Annotated in this window: 13 protein-coding genes; 5 read left to right on the top strand and 8 right to left on the bottom strand. The window is 72.0% G+C overall.

The features are described from left to right. Window positions 1-55 precede the first annotated feature (55 nt). From NITAL_RS10585 to NITAL_RS10575, 3 genes are all read right to left on the bottom strand, one after another. A complete protein-coding gene (locus tag NITAL_RS10585) occupies window positions 56-2,989 on the bottom strand; it encodes a M14 family metallopeptidase (protein WP_052666208.1) in 2,934 nt (977 codons plus the stop codon). Between the two features lie 270 nt (window positions 2,990-3,259). Continuing rightward, window positions 3,260-4,927 carry an S-layer homology domain-containing protein gene (locus tag NITAL_RS10580; protein WP_052666207.1) on the bottom strand — a complete coding sequence of 556 codons (1,668 nt, stop codon included), beginning with the start codon at window positions 4,925-4,927 and terminating at the stop codon, window positions 3,260-3,262. Window positions 4,928-5,184: 257 nt separating this feature from the next. Further along, window positions 5,185-5,634, bottom strand: coding sequence for a hypothetical protein (locus NITAL_RS10575; protein WP_157041755.1), 450 nt, complete (start codon window positions 5,632-5,634; stop codon window positions 5,185-5,187). Between the two features lie 163 nt (window positions 5,635-5,797). Here NITAL_RS10575 and NITAL_RS10570 point away from each other — a divergent pair, with 163 nt between their 5' ends. Beyond that, the gene (locus tag NITAL_RS10570) at window positions 5,798-5,992 is read left to right on the top strand and encodes a hypothetical protein (RefSeq protein WP_052666205.1); all 195 of its coding nucleotides are present in this window, start codon (window positions 5,798-5,800) and stop codon (window positions 5,990-5,992) included. A 73-nt stretch (window positions 5,993-6,065) separates the two neighbouring features. Further along, a complete protein-coding gene (locus NITAL_RS10565; protein WP_052666204.1) occupies window positions 6,066-8,414 on the top strand; it encodes a hybrid sensor histidine kinase/response regulator in 2,349 nt (782 codons plus the stop codon). On the opposite strand, the gene NITAL_RS10560 is transcribed toward NITAL_RS10565, so the two are convergent. After that, on the bottom strand, window positions 8,381-9,076 hold the full coding sequence (locus NITAL_RS10560) for a response regulator transcription factor (RefSeq protein WP_052666203.1): 696 nt from the start codon (window positions 9,074-9,076) through the stop codon (window positions 8,381-8,383). The genes NITAL_RS10565 and NITAL_RS10560 overlap by 34 nt on opposite strands. A gap of 99 nt (window positions 9,077-9,175) precedes the next feature. On the opposite strand from NITAL_RS10560, the gene NITAL_RS10555 reads away from it, so the two are divergent. After that, on the top strand, window positions 9,176-9,448 hold the full coding sequence (locus tag NITAL_RS10555; protein WP_052666202.1) for a hypothetical protein: 273 nt from the start codon (window positions 9,176-9,178) through the stop codon (window positions 9,446-9,448). Between the two features lie 56 nt (window positions 9,449-9,504). Here NITAL_RS10555 and rpmE read toward each other — a convergent pair whose 3' ends face one another. Beyond that, entirely contained in the window at window positions 9,505-9,717 is a 213-nt protein-coding gene (gene rpmE / locus NITAL_RS10550; RefSeq protein WP_052666201.1) for a 50S ribosomal protein L31, read from the bottom strand. A gap of 242 nt (window positions 9,718-9,959) precedes the next feature. After that, entirely contained in the window at window positions 9,960-10,775 is an 816-nt protein-coding gene (locus NITAL_RS10545; protein ID WP_052666200.1) for a maleylpyruvate isomerase family mycothiol-dependent enzyme, read from the bottom strand. A gap of 156 nt (window positions 10,776-10,931) precedes the next feature. On the opposite strand from NITAL_RS10545, the gene NITAL_RS27215 reads away from it, so the two are divergent. Then, a complete protein-coding gene (locus tag NITAL_RS27215; protein WP_157041754.1) occupies window positions 10,932-11,093 on the top strand; it encodes a hypothetical protein in 162 nt (53 codons plus the stop codon). Window positions 11,094-11,414: 321 nt separating this feature from the next. Beyond that, complete coding sequence (locus NITAL_RS10540) at window positions 11,415-12,131, top strand: Bax inhibitor-1/YccA family protein (protein ID WP_052666199.1); 717 nt, start codon at window positions 11,415-11,417, stop codon at window positions 12,129-12,131. A gap of 271 nt (window positions 12,132-12,402) precedes the next feature. Here the strand turns inward: NITAL_RS10540 and rho are convergent, their stop codons facing one another. Then, the gene (gene rho, locus NITAL_RS10535) at window positions 12,403-14,229 is read right to left on the bottom strand and encodes a transcription termination factor Rho (protein ID WP_052666198.1); all 1,827 of its coding nucleotides are present in this window, start codon (window positions 14,227-14,229) and stop codon (window positions 12,403-12,405) included. Window positions 14,230-14,313: 84 nt separating this feature from the next. Then, window positions 14,314-14,970, bottom strand: a complete 657-nt coding sequence (fsa, locus tag NITAL_RS10530; protein WP_052666197.1) for a fructose-6-phosphate aldolase — start codon at window positions 14,968-14,970, stop codon at window positions 14,314-14,316. Window positions 14,971-15,010: the final 40 nt, after the last annotated feature.

Genomic DNA, 15,010 nt, shown 5'->3' with positions numbered 1-15,010 from the left:
GGGGGTGGACCGGCGACCGGTGGGGGCGCCACGAGGGCGCCCCCGCCGTCAGCGATCAGCGGATCCGGATCTGGACCTTCCGGTAGTCCCGGCCACGACCCGCCGGGTCGTAGTCCCCTTCGATGTTGCCGGCTGCGTCGACCGCGAACCACCGCAGGGTGGTGGTCCGGTCGATGCGGATCGGTGCAGCGGAGTCCCGGGCGTCACGACGCTCGACCACCTGCGAGTCGAAGGTGGGTCGCGACCCGTCGGTGGTGTAGTAGATGGTCGCCGGCTCCGACAGTTCGAACTCCACGTCGACCGGGCCGCTGTACCAGCCGCCGTCGGTCACGTTGGGGGTGGACACCGGAGGCGTGTCGTCGGTCGCGAACTCGTGCGCGACCTCGAGCAGGCCGTACACCCCGCTGGCGAACTCCATGGCCTGGTCGAAACCCTCATCGGCGAAGCTCGGGAAGAACCCGCCGGGCGAGAACCACCCGCCGCTGGCGGTGTTGCGGTTGGCGCCGGCCTCGAAGTTCCAGGCGAAGATCGGCGATCCGCGCTCTACGGACCGGTACCACACGTCGTCGGCCGAGTTGCCGGCCGCCGAGTACAGCACGTCGATGATCGGGCCGGTGCGTCCCGGCTCGACGACGGTGCCGCGGTGCTCGGCGATCTTGCCGAGGATGGTGTGCGACGCCTCGAAGAAGTACTCCTCGACACCGACGCTCGGCCGCTCCAAGGGCACACGGCCCGGCATCCGGTACGCGCCCGGAGCCCACATGAAGTACCCGCCGTGGGTGTGGATGTTCATCGAGAACCGGATGTTGGGGTGGTTGTCGACGAGCCAGACCTCGTTGCGCGTCTCGGCCTCGCTGAGCGGGCTGGGCCCGGCGTACACGTCGCTGGTGCAGCTCGTGCTGGCGCCGCTGTAGCCCTCCCACAGGGTCCCGACCCGGAAGTTGCGGTTCAGGTCCACGCCCCAGGCGTTGCGCGCCGCAGGATCGCTGAGGTTGTCGCCGCAGTGGTTGACCATGCTGCGTCGCTGGGCGGCGAAGTCGTAGAGCGAGTAGTTGGTGCCGTCCGGGTTGACCGTCGGGATGATGAAGGTGTCGAGCTCGTCGACGTACCTGGTGGTCTCGGGGTCGGTGCCGTAGTTGCGCAGCAGCCGCTCCGCGGCCTCGAGCGCGACGACCGGCGTCACCCACTCACGGGCGTGTTCCTGGGAGTACGCCCACACACCGACCTTGGACCCGTCCCGGTGCTTGCCGATCCGGATCGCCTTGACGGTCTGCGGGTCGCGCGAGATCTTGTCCTCGGGCGCGTTCAGGAAGTCCGAGAGGTTGGCGCGTGCAGTGGCCGGGGTCACGCCGCTGCCCGCGTTGCCGCGGTAGGTGTGCGCGTGGATCAGAGGGCTGGCCTCCGGGTGCGCGTTCAGCGCCGCCACGATCTGCGCGGCCGTCCCGTTGACCGCTCCGGCGGCGTCGGTCGACTGGGAGACGGTGATGTGGTCACCGTCGACGGACACCGACAGGGGCGAGTCCGCCGCACCCGGGTCCACGATCTCGATGGTCAGGTCGTTGCCACCCTCGTGGCCGTAGGCGTGCGACCGGACGACGACGCCGGTGGCCGCGCCGCCGGGGGCGGTCACGTTGCCCATCGTGCGCATCGCCTGACGCCGGTACCCGTGGGTCTGGTACGGCAGCTCGATGATCTCGGCGAGGTCGGGGAACTCGGCCGCGAGGGCCTCGATCTTCTCGGTCGAGTCGACCGCGTCCGGGTAGCCGGTGGTGATGAAGCCCCACTGGAACCCGTCGGGGTAGCCGATCTCGTCGTAGGACGCCCACGGCTCGGTCGCGACCGTGATCGTGTCCTCGCCGTAGGTGATGGTCACTTCGTCCGGGATGCCCCCGACGAAGGTCGAGCGCGGGGTGCGGTGGTAGATGTACTGACCCTCGTCGATGAAGGGCTGCAGCGTGAGGCTGTGGGACTGTCCGTCGATCTCGAAGGTGGCGACGACGGTCGGCTCGCCGCTGAACGTGCCGGTGGCCGGCAGCCCTTCGCGGAGGCGCACACCGTCAGCCTGCGAGATCATCCCGGACGGGATCGTGATCGAGGCATCGGTGCCACCGAGGTTGATCGGGGCGCTCCCGACGTTGTTGGCCACGACCACGGCCACGGCGCCTGCCGCCTGGGCGTGGCCGACCTTCTGCGTGAACGGGCAGTCCCCGCGGTCGACGAGGGCGATGGCGCCGGGTGGGAAGTCGATGAGCGGGTCACACGCGTACGTCGGGTTCGCGCTCCCGTCGTCGGCCAGCGCGATCGGACCTGCGAAGCCGCTCACCGGCGCCGACGGACCGAAGGCGGCGCCGGTGACCCCGTAGGACCCGGCCGCGGAGGACGGCTCGTCGACGATCAGCAGGTTGGGGAAGGGACTCGGGCTGAACTCCGCCGCGCGGACCTCCAGCGACAGGAAGTCACCGAAGTCGTTGGTGAAGGTGTCGGCCCGCAGGACCCGGAGCGGCCAGTCGGGGTCGGTCGGGGGCTCCTTGGTCGCTGGTCCACCGCTGCTGGGGGCGCGAACCTGGCCCTGACGCGCACGGGCCTGCTCGAGCACCTCGACACCGTCGAGGCTGCCGAACATCTCCGCCGCCACCTCCTCAGGAGTCGGCAGGTCCTCGAGCGCGACGACCTCGAGATCCATCAGCTCGAGCTCCTCGAGCTCGGTCGGCGTGACGAAGGCGACGCTGCGGACCCTGCCGTCCGGCGTGGGTTCGGCGTAGTGGTCGAGGTTGACCCCGGCCGAGGCCAGGAGGCTCAAGGTGGCGTTGTCGGCGACCTCGATCACCGCCATCAACGTCTCCTCGGGTTCGAGGAGCAGGTCCTCGCCCTCGGCGTGGGCAGAGGGGCCTGGCCCCGTGCCGGCAGTTGGAAGCGTCACGACGAGCGCAAGCGTGACGATGGCGATGGCGAACGGCGACAGGCGTCGCCAGGTACGTGAGGCCCCCATCGGGCGAACCCTCCCATGGGCGCGCCGGTGCGACCGGCCCGCGACCGAACGAACGGATCTGCCGGGGCGATCTCCCACCGTTCTCGGCCGCTCCCACGACCGGGCCCCGACCGGCTGACCGTTGTCCGAAAGGACTAGTCTGTCAAGCACGGCCCCCGTGAGATCGCGCCGACGTGCGACCGTCGCCCGCAGGCGGCGTGTTGGTCCCCCGTGGCCGTCCCGCCGGCTGGCGGCGACCGGTGGGCCGCCGCCAGCGCGAGCGGTACCGGGTCACCTCCGGTCGAGGGAGCGCACGAGGAAGGTGGCCATCTGTCCTCGGGGTACAGCCTGGCTCGGGCGGAAGGTGCCGTCGCGGTACCCCTGGGTGATCTCGGCGGCGGCCACCCGGGCGATCGCCGCCTCGTGAGTCGAGCCACGTACGTCGGTGAAGCGGTGACGGCCCGCAGCCGGCAACCTGAGGGCGCGGTCGAGGAAGCTCGCCAGCTGGCCGCGGGTCACGACCTCGTCGGGCCGGAAGGTGCCGTCCGGGTACCCCGTGGTGATGCCCGCGCGGGCCACCGCGCCGATCCCACGGGCGTGCGGGTGGGAACCGACGTCCCGGAAGCGCGAGGGGTCGCCCGCGGGCAGGTCGAGCGCCCGGGTGAGGAAGGTCGCCATCTGCCCTCGGGTCACCGCGTTGCCGGGCCGGAAGGTCCCGTCCGGGTAGCCGCTGGCGATCCTGCGTTCGACCGCCGTCGCGATGGCCGGGCCGTGCGCGTGACCGACCGTGTCGGTGAAGCCACCGGGCCCGCGGGTCGAAGTCGACGCCGACGACGACGAGTGGCGGATGAAGCGGTTGCCCTCCCAGCCGAGGTTCCAGTGGGTGTGCAGCCACTGGCCCGGGCGGGTCGCGGTCGAGAAGTAGGTGTCGTTGCCGCAGTCGAAGGCCATGGTGGCGCAGCGCGACCCTGCGGCCGGGTAGCACATGACGTCGATCTGCTCGGCGCAGTGACCGGCTCCGTCCGATCCCGGCGCGCCCGGTTGCACGGCCCCCATCGTGTGCCCGAGCTCGTGGAGGGCGACCGATCCGCCGAAGTGTCGTGCCCCGTACACCACCGCGTACATCGGTGCGCGACCGTTGTTGTGGTTGTCCACGGTGCGCCGGTCGTCGAGGAACATGTCGGCCCGTCCGGCGACGTGGGCGTCGGGGGACACGAAGTCGGCGAAGAGCAGGTACTTCTCGTGCGGCCGGTCGTACCCCGCGCGGGCCACCGCGGCGCGCAGGTCGGCGAAGCGGTCGGCACCGACCGCCACGGAGGCGACCGACACCGCGCCCGTGCTGGTGCACCGCACGCGCAGGTCGGCGAGGGGCCCACCGGACCGCTGGGCCGACAACGCGACGGCCTGGTTGGAGCGTTCGAGGGTCGCGCGGATCGTGCCGAGGTGGTCGCTGCGCCGGTCGGCGCCGGGACGGTGGGCGTAGAGCACGACCGTGCGGGCCGATCCATCCGGAGCGCACGAGACCGGCCGACGGGTGCTCGGCAGCGCCCGTGAGCCCGTCGACGCGACGGTGACCGCGTCGTGGTCGTGCCCGTCGTGGTCGTGCCCGTCGTGGAGGTCGCCAGTGTGGCCCTCGGCCGGCTCCGGGTGGGTGTGCGGCGCGACCGTCGTGCCTCGTGCGCCGTCCGGTCCGACGTACTCGATCATGCCGTGGACCAGGTCCCGAACGCAGCCGGTGACCGGGTCGAGGCGGAACGGGGCTCGACAACCGGTGGTGGTGAGCGTCTCGCGCTTGGCGGTGACCACGACGTCGGAGACGTCGGCGATCCCGGACACGGCGGCGACCGCAGCATCCGCGGCGCCGACGACGGGGGATGGGGTGGGACCGGCGCCCATCAGCGGCACCAGCAGCGGGGCGCTCAGCAGGACGGCGGACAGGAGGCGTGCGGTCGGTCGCATGAGAAGCTCCGTCTCGTCGGCCTGCGGGCACGACGGGCCGGACCCCCGACCAGGGGGTCGCGCACCGCGAGGCACCGCAGGTGGCATGTGCCCGCGAGGGGCGGCCACCACACCGACGTTCGAGTGTGTCTGAGTGTCGTTGAGTTTTTTTCGGTACCTCTAGGTACGGCGAGTCCCGGACCACACTTAAGGACTAGATGAGCCGACCACCTGGACGCCTCGCGGGACGGGGCCGTTCCAGCGCCCGGTCGAGGAGCTCAGTTGCGGTCGGTGGGCTCCCCGGCGCGCGTGCCAGCCGTCCCGTCGCCGAACACCTGCAGGAAGCGGTCGGTCGCCTCGATCGTCTGACCCGCCACCAGGTGGAAGGTCTCCTCGGAGACGGCCGCGAGGCGCAGCAGCGCCGAGCGGACCTCGGCCGCGATCGCCGCCACCTCCGCAACGGCCTCGTGCGCTGCGGGGCCCACGGCGGCCACCGGACGTTCAGCCGCTGCGACCTCGTCCAGGAGGGTCGGGAGCGCGATCCCGAGCCCGTGGGCGACCCGAGCCAGGGTCAGATCCTGGAAGTCGGCCGCCTCCGCACCCGCACGCTCGACCGACTGCCAGGTCGCCAGTGAGACGTCCGCACGGACGGCCGCTTCACGCTGTGTCAGGCGCAGAGCCAGCCGGCGACGACGCACCGTGACCGACAACCCACGACCTTCTCCCACCAGGCGCCTCCCGACGTCCCCGCTCCGACCCCGGCACATCTTGCCGTACCGAGCGCGCGAACCGGGAGTCCGGCGTATCTCGCCGACCTCTTACCCGTCCCGCCGATACAGAACGAGTACCGACGACGAGGAACGGGAGTCGCTTCCCGCTCGGAGGAAGATCGTGATCGCCACCAGCGCACAGCTCGTGAGCTCGACCGGCACGGCAGCGGCGCCGACGCCCGGCCTGGCCGACCTCGAGGCCCAGCTGCTCGCGCTGTCGGCGCTGTCGGAGGACGACCACCTGTTCGTGCTCGGCCAGGCTCTCGACACCGCCGCCGCGCTGCTCGCCGCTCACGCACGCCGGGCTGCCGCCTGAGCCTCGGGCGTCTACCGTACGGGCACGAGCGGCCGTTCGGCCGCGGCGGGGGGACCCGAACGTGCCAGGAGCCGTGCCACGCCGGACCGCTGACGCCCCAGCGGCGGTCGCTGAGCACCTCGAACAGAGCCGATCGCTGCACCGGATCGCCGGCGAGGTCGGACATATCGGCGGCTGGACCTTCGACCTCGACGAGCGTCAGCTGATCTGGTCCGACGAGGTGCTCACCCTCCTCGAGCATCCGGTCACCGACGACGTCGAGGTGGACGCCATCGCCGCGTGCCGGCCGGCCGACCGCGTGGCGCTGGCGGCAGCCATCGAGGCCTGCCGCACGGACGGCACGTCCTTCGACCTCGAGGTCGAGGTCGCGACCCGGACCGGGCGGTGGCTGCGGGCTCGGATCGTCGCCGAACCCCAGCACGACGCCGATGGCACCGTGCGGCGCATCATCGGGGCGTTCCAGGACATCTCCGAGCTGCACGCGGCGCGTGAAGCCGCCCGGGCAGCGGGCGAGCGCCTCGCCCTGACCCTCGACCGGGTGTCCGATGGGCTGTGCGTCCTGTCGAACGACCTCGAGGTCACCTACGTCAACGCCCGGGCCGCAGCCGCGCTGCAAGCCCCGATCGAGCGCCTCCTCGGCCGACCACTGTGGGAGGGCGCGGGGGTGCGGTGGCCCGAGCTGTCCGGGGCCTGCCGGGAGGCGGTCGACGAGCGTGTGACGCTCGTGCTCCCCGAGGTCGAGGTCGCAGCACTGTCCGCGTGGATCGAGGTCCGGGTGGACCCCACCGACCACGGGCTCGCGGTGTCGTTCCACGACGTCACCCGGCAACGTGCCGCGCGCGAGGCGCTCCAACGTCGTGAGGTGGTGCTCGCCGATCAGGCGGCGCTGCTCGACACCGCCACCGACGCGATCGTCGTCCGCGACCTCGAGCACCGGATCACCTACTGGAACCGCAGCGCGGAACGCCTCTACGGCTGGAGCGCCGACGAGGCGATCGGCCGCTCGATCCGCGACCTGCTGCACCCCGAGGACCCGAGCGCGTTCGACGCAGCGCAGGCCTCGCTCCTGGCCGAGGACGCGTGGGCGGGGGTCCTGACCCCGAGACGTCGTGACGGTGGGGAAGTGATCATCGAAGCCCGACTGACGCTGGTCCGCGACCCCGGTGGCCGACCACGCTCGGTCCTCGCGATCGCCACCGACGTGACCGAGCAGCGGCGGATGGAGCACCAGCTCGCGCGCGCCCAGCGGCTCCAGGCGGTCGGCACGTTGGCCGGCGGGCTCGCCCACGATCTGCGCAACGTGCTCACACCCGTCCTGATGTCGCTCGAGCTCCTCCGCGACGGCGAGACCGACCCGCTCCGGCTCGAGGTGCTCGAGACCGTGGAGCGCAACACCCGGCGGGGCACCGACATCGTCGCCCAGGTCCTGTCCTTCGCCCGCGGGGTCGACGGGCGGCGGGTCGAGGTCGCGATCGAACCGCTGCTGCACGAGCTCGCCGGCCTCGTCCAGCAGACCTTCCCCCCCGACATCGAGCTGCGAGTGCTCACCTCGCCCGGTGTCGGTGCGGTCCGGGGCGATCCGACACAGATCCACCAGATCCTGGTCAACCTCCTGCTCAACGCCCGCGACGCCATGCCGGACGGCGGCCAGATCGAGCTCCGGGCCAGCGAGGTCACCATGCCGGGCGGTGGCCGCTCCCGTGAACACCCCCTCGCCCCGGGGCCGTACGTGCGCCTCGAGGTCGAGGACACCGGTCAGGGCATGCCGCGGGAGATCAGCGATCGCATCTTCGAGCCCTTCTTCACCACCAAGACGGCCGGCGACGGCACCGGGCTCGGCCTCTCCACCGCCCACACCATCGTGGCGAGCCACGACGGCGACATCGCCGTCGACAGCCGGCCCGGGGAGGGCACCACGTTCACCGTGCACCTACCCGCCGCGCGCACGACCCGCCCCGCTCCGCGCCCGGCACGACCGCCGGATGCGGAGGCACGTGGCAGCGGCGAGGTGGTGCTCCTCGTCGACGACGAGCCGCTCGTTCGCCGCCTCGCCTGCCGCACGCTCGAACGGGCCGGCTACGCCGTCCTGGAGGCCGGGGACGGGGTCGCCGCCCTGGAGGTGATCGACGACCCGGATGCGCGGATCGACCTGCTGCTCACCGACCTGCTCATGCCGCGCATCGGCGGGCGCGAACTGGTGTTCCGGCTGCGGGCCGCGCGTCCCGCTGTCCCGGTCCTGATCAGCTCCGGACTCCCCCCCGCCAACGGCGGTGCGGAGGTGCCCGGCAGCACCTGGCTCAGCAAACCGTTCACCGCGGCGGACCTGCTGCGACAGGTCCAGGTGGCGCTCGGGACGGACCTCGGTCCACGGGCGGCGTCAGCTGCCCGTCAGCCCGACTCGGACGGCAGCGTCAACCGGTAGCCGACCCCCCGCACCGTCTCGATCGTCGCTTCGACCCCGACACGCTGGAGCTTGCGGCGTAGGTACCCGACGTAGACGTCGACGAGCTTGCCGCCGTCCTCCTCGCGCCTCCAGACCCGCCGCAACAGGTGCGCACGCGAGCACACGCGGCCCTCCTGGTCGAGTAGCACCTCGAGCAGCTCGAACTCCCGCGGGGACAGCTCGACCCGCTGGTCGTCGCCGACCACCTCGCGGGTCGACCGGTCGAGCTCCAGGGGGGCCGGGGCCAGCACGGGTGCCCGACCGTCACGGTGGTGGCGTCGCGCAAGGGCCCGGACCCTCACACGGAGCTCGTCCACCGCGAAGGGCTTGGGCAGGTAGTCGTCGGCGCCGGCCTCGAGGCCGCGGACCACGTCGGTCGTGCTACCCCGCCCGCTGACCATCAGGATCGGGACCCAGTGCCCCTCCTGCCGGAGCGATCGGCACAGCTCCACCCCGTCGAGGTCGGGGAGGCGCAGGTCGAGGACGAGCAGGTCGTAGCCACCCCCACGGGCCTCCCGACCGCCGTCGGCGCCCTGGTGGGTCGCGACGGCGGTGAACCCCTCCCGTGCGAGGACGCGAGCGATGGCTTCGGCCGTGGCCGCGTGATCCTCGACGATCAGAGCTCGCAACGGCTCCCTCATGGCGTCCGTCAGTGCGCGCTCAGGCTACCTGGACGGCCATCCGGCCCAGCCACCACGTGCGGTCACCGTCGCGGCACGTAGCGTCAGCGCGGACGACCGGTGACCATCATGGCGGACCCCGACCCGGAGCGAGCCCTGGACGACACGCCCGCCGACCCGCAGGCCCTGGCCGAGCTCGTGCACGGCCTGGCCAACCACGTCGGTGCGCTGCTGCTCGGCATCGACCTGCTGCGCGGCGAGGACGACCTGCCCGCACACGCGACCGAGACCCTCGACGCGCTGCTCGGCGAGGTGCGGGCAGCAGCCGCCATCCTGGCCCACCTGCAGGAGCTCGCACCGAGCCTCGACCGGCCTCACCCGGGCGCCGGCTGACACGACGACGCCGCCGGACGGACCGGCGGCGTGACGTGGTGAGGCGCTCGGTGGCCTCAGGCCTGCTTGGCGGACTTCTCGAGGCGCCGCTTGAAGCGGTCCACCCGTCCACCGGCGTCGACCAGCTTCTGCTTGCCGGTGTAGAACGGGTGGCACTGGTTGCACAGCTCGACGGAGATCCTGTCGACCGTCGCGCGCGTCTCGAACTTGTTGCCGCACGAGCAGGTCACGCTCGCGAGCGAGTACTCGGGGTGGATGCCCTGCTTCACGTTCGGGTCTTCCTGCGTGCGTGGCGCGAGGCACCGCACGACTGGCCGGGGGTCTGGAGCCCGGTGGGCCACGGTCGTCCGCGGACGGTCCGACCGACGTCGGTCCGGGTCACACGGTCCGTGAGAGGCCACACACGAGACGCGCCGACGACGGCGCGTGGACGGGACGGTACCGAGCCGAACGCCCGCCGTCACCTCCAGCCACCCCACGCCGTGCGTCCGGCGACCGGCCCGGCCGTCGATCAGGGCGTGACCCCGGCGGCGACGATCAGTCGCCCGAGCAGTTCCTCGTCCCCGCGGTGCTCGAGGGCGTCGAGCTCGGGGGCGTCGCTGCGGCCACCTGCGAGGGCCAGAGCGTCGGCCGGGGTCAGCCGCAACGTGGCCGCAGGGGCCTCACCGTTCCCGCCGCCGCGCGACAGGGTCCCGCTCCCGAGATCGAGGTCGGCCACGTCCTCGCCGGCGATCTCGAACCGCACCGTGACCGCGTCGTCGACACGGGTCGGCAGCGTCCGGGCCCAGGACCGCAGGGCCTGCTCGACGATGATCGGGACGTGCTCACCCGACAGTCCGTCGAGCCGGCCGACCGCGGCCCGGATGTCCCGTTCGTGGCAGGCGAGGTCGAACAGACGCATCCGCAACCACGAGGCCATCCGCATCGGACCGAACAACGACCTCGTCTCCTGGGTGAGCTGGTCCGGTGTCAGCTGTTCGAGCGCCACGAGGCGCCGGGCGAACGCGTCACGCGCCTCGGCGCGCAGCTCACCGTGCGGCAACCCCCGACGGGCCTGCACGTCACGTTCGACGTAGCGACCGATGTCGTGACGTAGGTGCGGCAGGTCGGGCACCTCGACGTCCGGGTCGAGGTCCGGGTCGCCGAGCAGGTTCCGCTCCACGCCCGTGCAGTGCGCGAGGTGGTCGTGCACGTCCCAGCCCGGGCACCCGGTGTCAGCCCGCCAGGCGGCCTCGTCGAGGCCGTCGGTCGCCGCGAGCAGACCATCCAGCGCGGCCCGGTAGGCGGCGACGAACTGGTCGCGCTGTGCGGTGCGGTCGGTGGTCACGGGTGCTCTCCCATCGCGGACCCCGCTGCGCACGCTACCGCCGGACGGTGTCCGTCCCCACCTCGGGGTGGGACCCCGGCCCGATGGTCACCGGCCCGGGCGCCACGCACCGGCACCGGCGGTCTTGACTGGCCGCGACCTGCCCTGGAGCCGCCCGTGTCCCTCCTGCCCCGCCCGATCAGCGACCTCGTCGGGCGGCTCACCGGACGGACCCGCCGGGTCTGGTCGACCGAGGGCCGTGCCCACATCGAGTACCGGCCGGGGGCGAGTTCGACCTGCTCGACGACCGCCAGCTCGCCGAGCAGCTACCGAAGGTGACCGTCTTCGCGCGGGTCACCCCCTTCACAAGGTCCGCATCGTCCGGACGGCACAGCGCGAGATCAGCTTCATCTTGCTCGGCAGCCTCGTCGGTGGTCGACCGCCCCTCAGCACGCGGCAGCTGCTGCTGGTCAACCTGCCCACCTTCCTCGAGCTGCCGGCGAGTGACTCCGGCTCCGAGTCGGGTGCGGCTGCGCCGCCCCGCCTTCGATGAGCGGCCGAACGGCGTCAGCTGTGGCACCCTTGCCCCCACGGGCGGCGCACGCCCGTGCGGTGCCCCGGTCCGTGGGCCCGTCACACCTCGGCCCCGGAGACCCACCCGTGAGCCAGCAGCAGATCCCCGGCTACGCCCCACAGCCCGTCTCGACGCACGCGCCCGAGGTGCGCTCGCGCTTCATGAAGCGCGTCTACGCGAGGTTGGCGCTCGGCATCGCCGCGTTCATCGCCATCGAGGTCTACCTCTTCTCCGAAGCCTCGGGCTACCTGGCGTACGAGATCGCGAACGCGCTGCTCGGCCCGTCGTGGCTGCTCGTGCTCGGCGGCTTCATGCTCGTGTCGTGGCTCGGGACGAGCTTCGCCTGGAAAGCCCAGAGCGCGGCCATGCAGTACGGCGGGTACGCCCTGATGATCGCCGTCTACGCGGTGATCTTCACCCTGCCGCTCGCGATCGCGGCCAGCGAGCCGCAGCTCGACGGTGTCATCTCGACCGCAGCGTGGATCACCGCGCTCGGCTTCGCCGGCCTGACCGGCATCGCCCTGACCACCAGCAAGGACTTCAAGTTCCTGCGCGGCCTGCTGGTGTGGGCAGGGATGCTCGCCCTCGGCGCCATCGTGGTCGCCGTGCTGGTCCCGTCGGTGCAGCTCGGCGCGTGGTTCTCCATCGCGATGATCGGCCTGGCCGGCGGCGCGATCCTCTACGACACCCAGAAGATCTACCACTCCTACCCGCCGGACCGTGAGGTCGCCGCCGCGATGAGCCTCTTCGCGTCCGTGATGCTCATGTTCTGGTACGTGCTGCGCCTCCTCAGCCGCCGCTGAGCGACGCCCCCGCACACCGACGAGGCCTCCGCCGATGGCGGGGGCCTCGCTCGTGCCACCAGGAACCCGCGGATACGCGCGTTCACGGAGCCGGGGCCAGCCCCCGGCCCCAGCTACCCCTAGCGAACCCGCGGATACGCGCGTTCACGGAGCCGGCCGACGCCCGCGGCTCGGCGACGACCGAGAGAACACGCGGATACGCGCATTCTCTCGGGGTGACCGAGGCGTCAACCACGCCCACCGGGTCGGTGCCCGCGTGGGACGGGGCGGGTCACTGGAGGTTGGACTTGCTGATCAGCTGGAGGAACTGCTCGTTGGTCTTGGCGGCCTTGAGCTTGTCGATCAGCAGGTGCAGGGACGCCTCGGTGTCCATCGTGGCCAGGAGGCGACGCAGCTTCCAGATGGTGTCGATCTGCTCCTGGGGCAGCAGCAGCTCCTCGCGGCGCGTGCCGGAGGCCTGGATGTCGATCGCCGGGAAGATGCGCTTCTGCTCCATGCGGCGGTCGAGGCGCAGCTCCATGTTGCCCGTGCCCTTGAACTCCTCGAAGATCACCTCGTCCATCTTCGAGCCGGTCTCGATCAGCGCGGTCGCGATGATGGTCAGCGATCCGCCCTCCTCGATGTTGCGGGCCGCCCCGAAGAACCGCTTCGGCGGGTAGAGAGCGGCCGAGTCCATGCCACCGGACATGATCCGGCCCGAGGTCGGCGCGGTCTGGTTGTAGGCCCGGCCGAGCCGCGTGATCGAGTCGAGGAGGATGACCACGTCCTTGCCGCGCTCGGCGAGACGCTTGGCCCGCTCGATGGTCAGCTCGGCGACCTGGGTGTGGTCCTCGGCGGGCCGGTCGAAGGTCGAGGAGATGACCTCGCCGTCGGTGGAGCGCTGGAAGTCGGTGACCTCCTCGGGACGCTCGTCGACGAGGACGACCATCAGCTCGAGGTCGGGGTCCGAGGCCTCGATCGCGGCCGCGAGCTGCTTGAGGATCGTGGTCTTGCCGGCCTTCGGAGGCGAGACGATCAGGCCGCGCTGCCCCTTGCCGATCGGTGCCAGCATGTCGACGAGGCGCATCGCCATCGTGGCGTTCTCGCCACCGGCGAGGCGCAGCCGCTCGGTCGGGAACAGGGGGGTGAGGTCCTTGAACTCGGCGCGCTTGGCGCGGCCCTCGAGCTCGGCGACGGCCTCACCCTCGATGCTGTCGACCCGGCCGAGCGCGGGGAACTTGTCGTTGTTCCGGTTGCGCCGGATCGGTCCGGCCACGCGGTCACCCCGGCGCAGGTCGTAGCGGCGCACGAACGACTGCGAGACGTAGACGTCCTTCGGACCGGAGAGGTAGCTGGTCACGCGGAGGAAGCCGTACCCCTCGGGGAGCAGGTCCAGGATGCCCTCGCGGACCTCGGCCTCGTCGAGGTTCTCGTGCTGACCGCCGGGCTGGCCCGCGCCCTGGCCACGGTTCTTGCGCCGGCGCTCGCGCTTGGCGCGGTTGCGGGCGCCGTCGGAGTCGTCGCCGTCGTCGTCCTCGCCACGGTCGTCGCGGTCGCTCCCGCTCGGACGGTCGCCGCGTTCCTGGTCGCGGTCTGCACGCGGCTGCTCGCGATCGGGGCCGCGTCCACCGCTCGGCTGGTCCTGGTCGCGCCCCGACCTGGCGCGGTCATACTCGGCACGAGGCCGGTCGTCGCGATCGCGTCCGTCGCGGCCACGGTCGTCGCGGTCGTCGCGGTCCTCGCCGCCGCGTCCACCGCGTCCACCGCGGTCGCGAGCACCACCGGTCGGGCCGCCGCGCCGACGCGCGACGAGCGCGGCCGCGGTCGAGCCACCTTCGTCCCCCGCACCGTCGCCGCTCGGCTCGGAGATCGCCGCTGCGCTGGACGTCGCCGCGTCGGACGTGGCCGCGTCGGACGCCGCCGTGTCGGACGCCGCCGTGTCGGAGGCTGCCGTGTCGTCGCCGTCGCCGCTCGGCTCACCGTTCCCGCCACCGCCAGCGCCGATGATCAGGTCGACGAGGTCGGCCTTCTTCATCCGCTGGTAGCCGCGGAGCTCGAGCGCTCCGGCGATCTGGCGGAGCTCGGCGAGCGCCTTGCGCTCCAGCAACGTGCGGTCCATCTGGATCTCCCGATCGTCGGCATCGCAGCCGGCTCGAGGTGTCGACGTACGCGGCGCGGAGACGCGCCGTGGGTCAGGTGACGCTCAGGCCTCGAGCGAGGCCTGGTAGACCTCCCAGTCGGCGAGGAAGCGCTCGAGACCAGCGTCGGTCAGGGGGTGCTTGACCATCTGGTGGAACACCTTCGCCGGCAGGGTCGCCACGTTCGCGCCGACCGCAGCGGCCTGGGCGACGTGCTGCGGCGAGCGCAGCGACGCGGCCAGCACCTCGGTCCGGTAGCCCTGGATGCGGAAGATGTCGGCGATCTCGGCGATCAGCGCGATGCCGTCGTTGGCGATGTCGTCCAGCCTCCCCGCGAAGGGCGAGACGTAGGTCGCACCGGCCTGCGCGGCCAGGATCGCCTGGGGCGCCGAGAAGCACAGCGTGACGTTGGTCTTGACCCCGCGGTCGGTGAGCTGGCGGCACGCGCTGAGCCCGGCGGGCGTCAGGGGCAGCTTGATGACGACGTTGTCGGCGATGGCGGCGAGCTCGGTCGCCTCGCGCAGCATCCCGTCGGTGTCGGTCGCCACGACCTCGGCACTGACGTCGCCACCGACCTCGTCGCAGATCTCGCGGATGATGTCGGCGAAGGCGCGCTTCTCCTTGCCGGCGAGGGTCGGGTTCGTCGTGACCCCGTCGAGCACCCCCCACCCGTTGATCTCGGTGATCTCGGCCAGGTTCGCGGTGTCGAGGAACAGCTTCACGTGGGGCTCCGATGTGGCGGGCAGCCAGAGGCGTGGGTCC

The organism is Nitriliruptor alkaliphilus DSM 45188 (assembly GCF_000969705.1).
Classification (GTDB): domain Bacteria; phylum Actinomycetota; class Nitriliruptoria; order Nitriliruptorales; family Nitriliruptoraceae; genus Nitriliruptor; species Nitriliruptor alkaliphilus.
This window is presented reverse-complemented; position numbering and strand designations above follow the sequence as displayed.

Excerpts from the sequence above, each read along its gene's own strand:
- NITAL_RS10580 (WP_052666207.1), bottom strand. The coding sequence starts at position 4,927 with ATGCGACCGACCGCACGCCTCCTGTCCGCCGTCCTGCTGAGCGCCCCG.
- NITAL_RS10585 (WP_052666208.1), bottom strand. The coding sequence starts at position 2,989 with ATGGGGGCCTCACGTACCTGGCGACGCCTGTCGCCGTTCGCCATCGCC.
- rho (WP_052666198.1), bottom strand. The coding sequence starts at position 14,229 with ATGGACCGCACGTTGCTGGAGCGCAAGGCGCTCGCCGAGCTCCGCCAG.
- NITAL_RS10560 (WP_052666203.1), bottom strand. The coding sequence starts at position 9,076 with ATGAGGGAGCCGTTGCGAGCTCTGATCGTCGAGGATCACGCGGCCACG.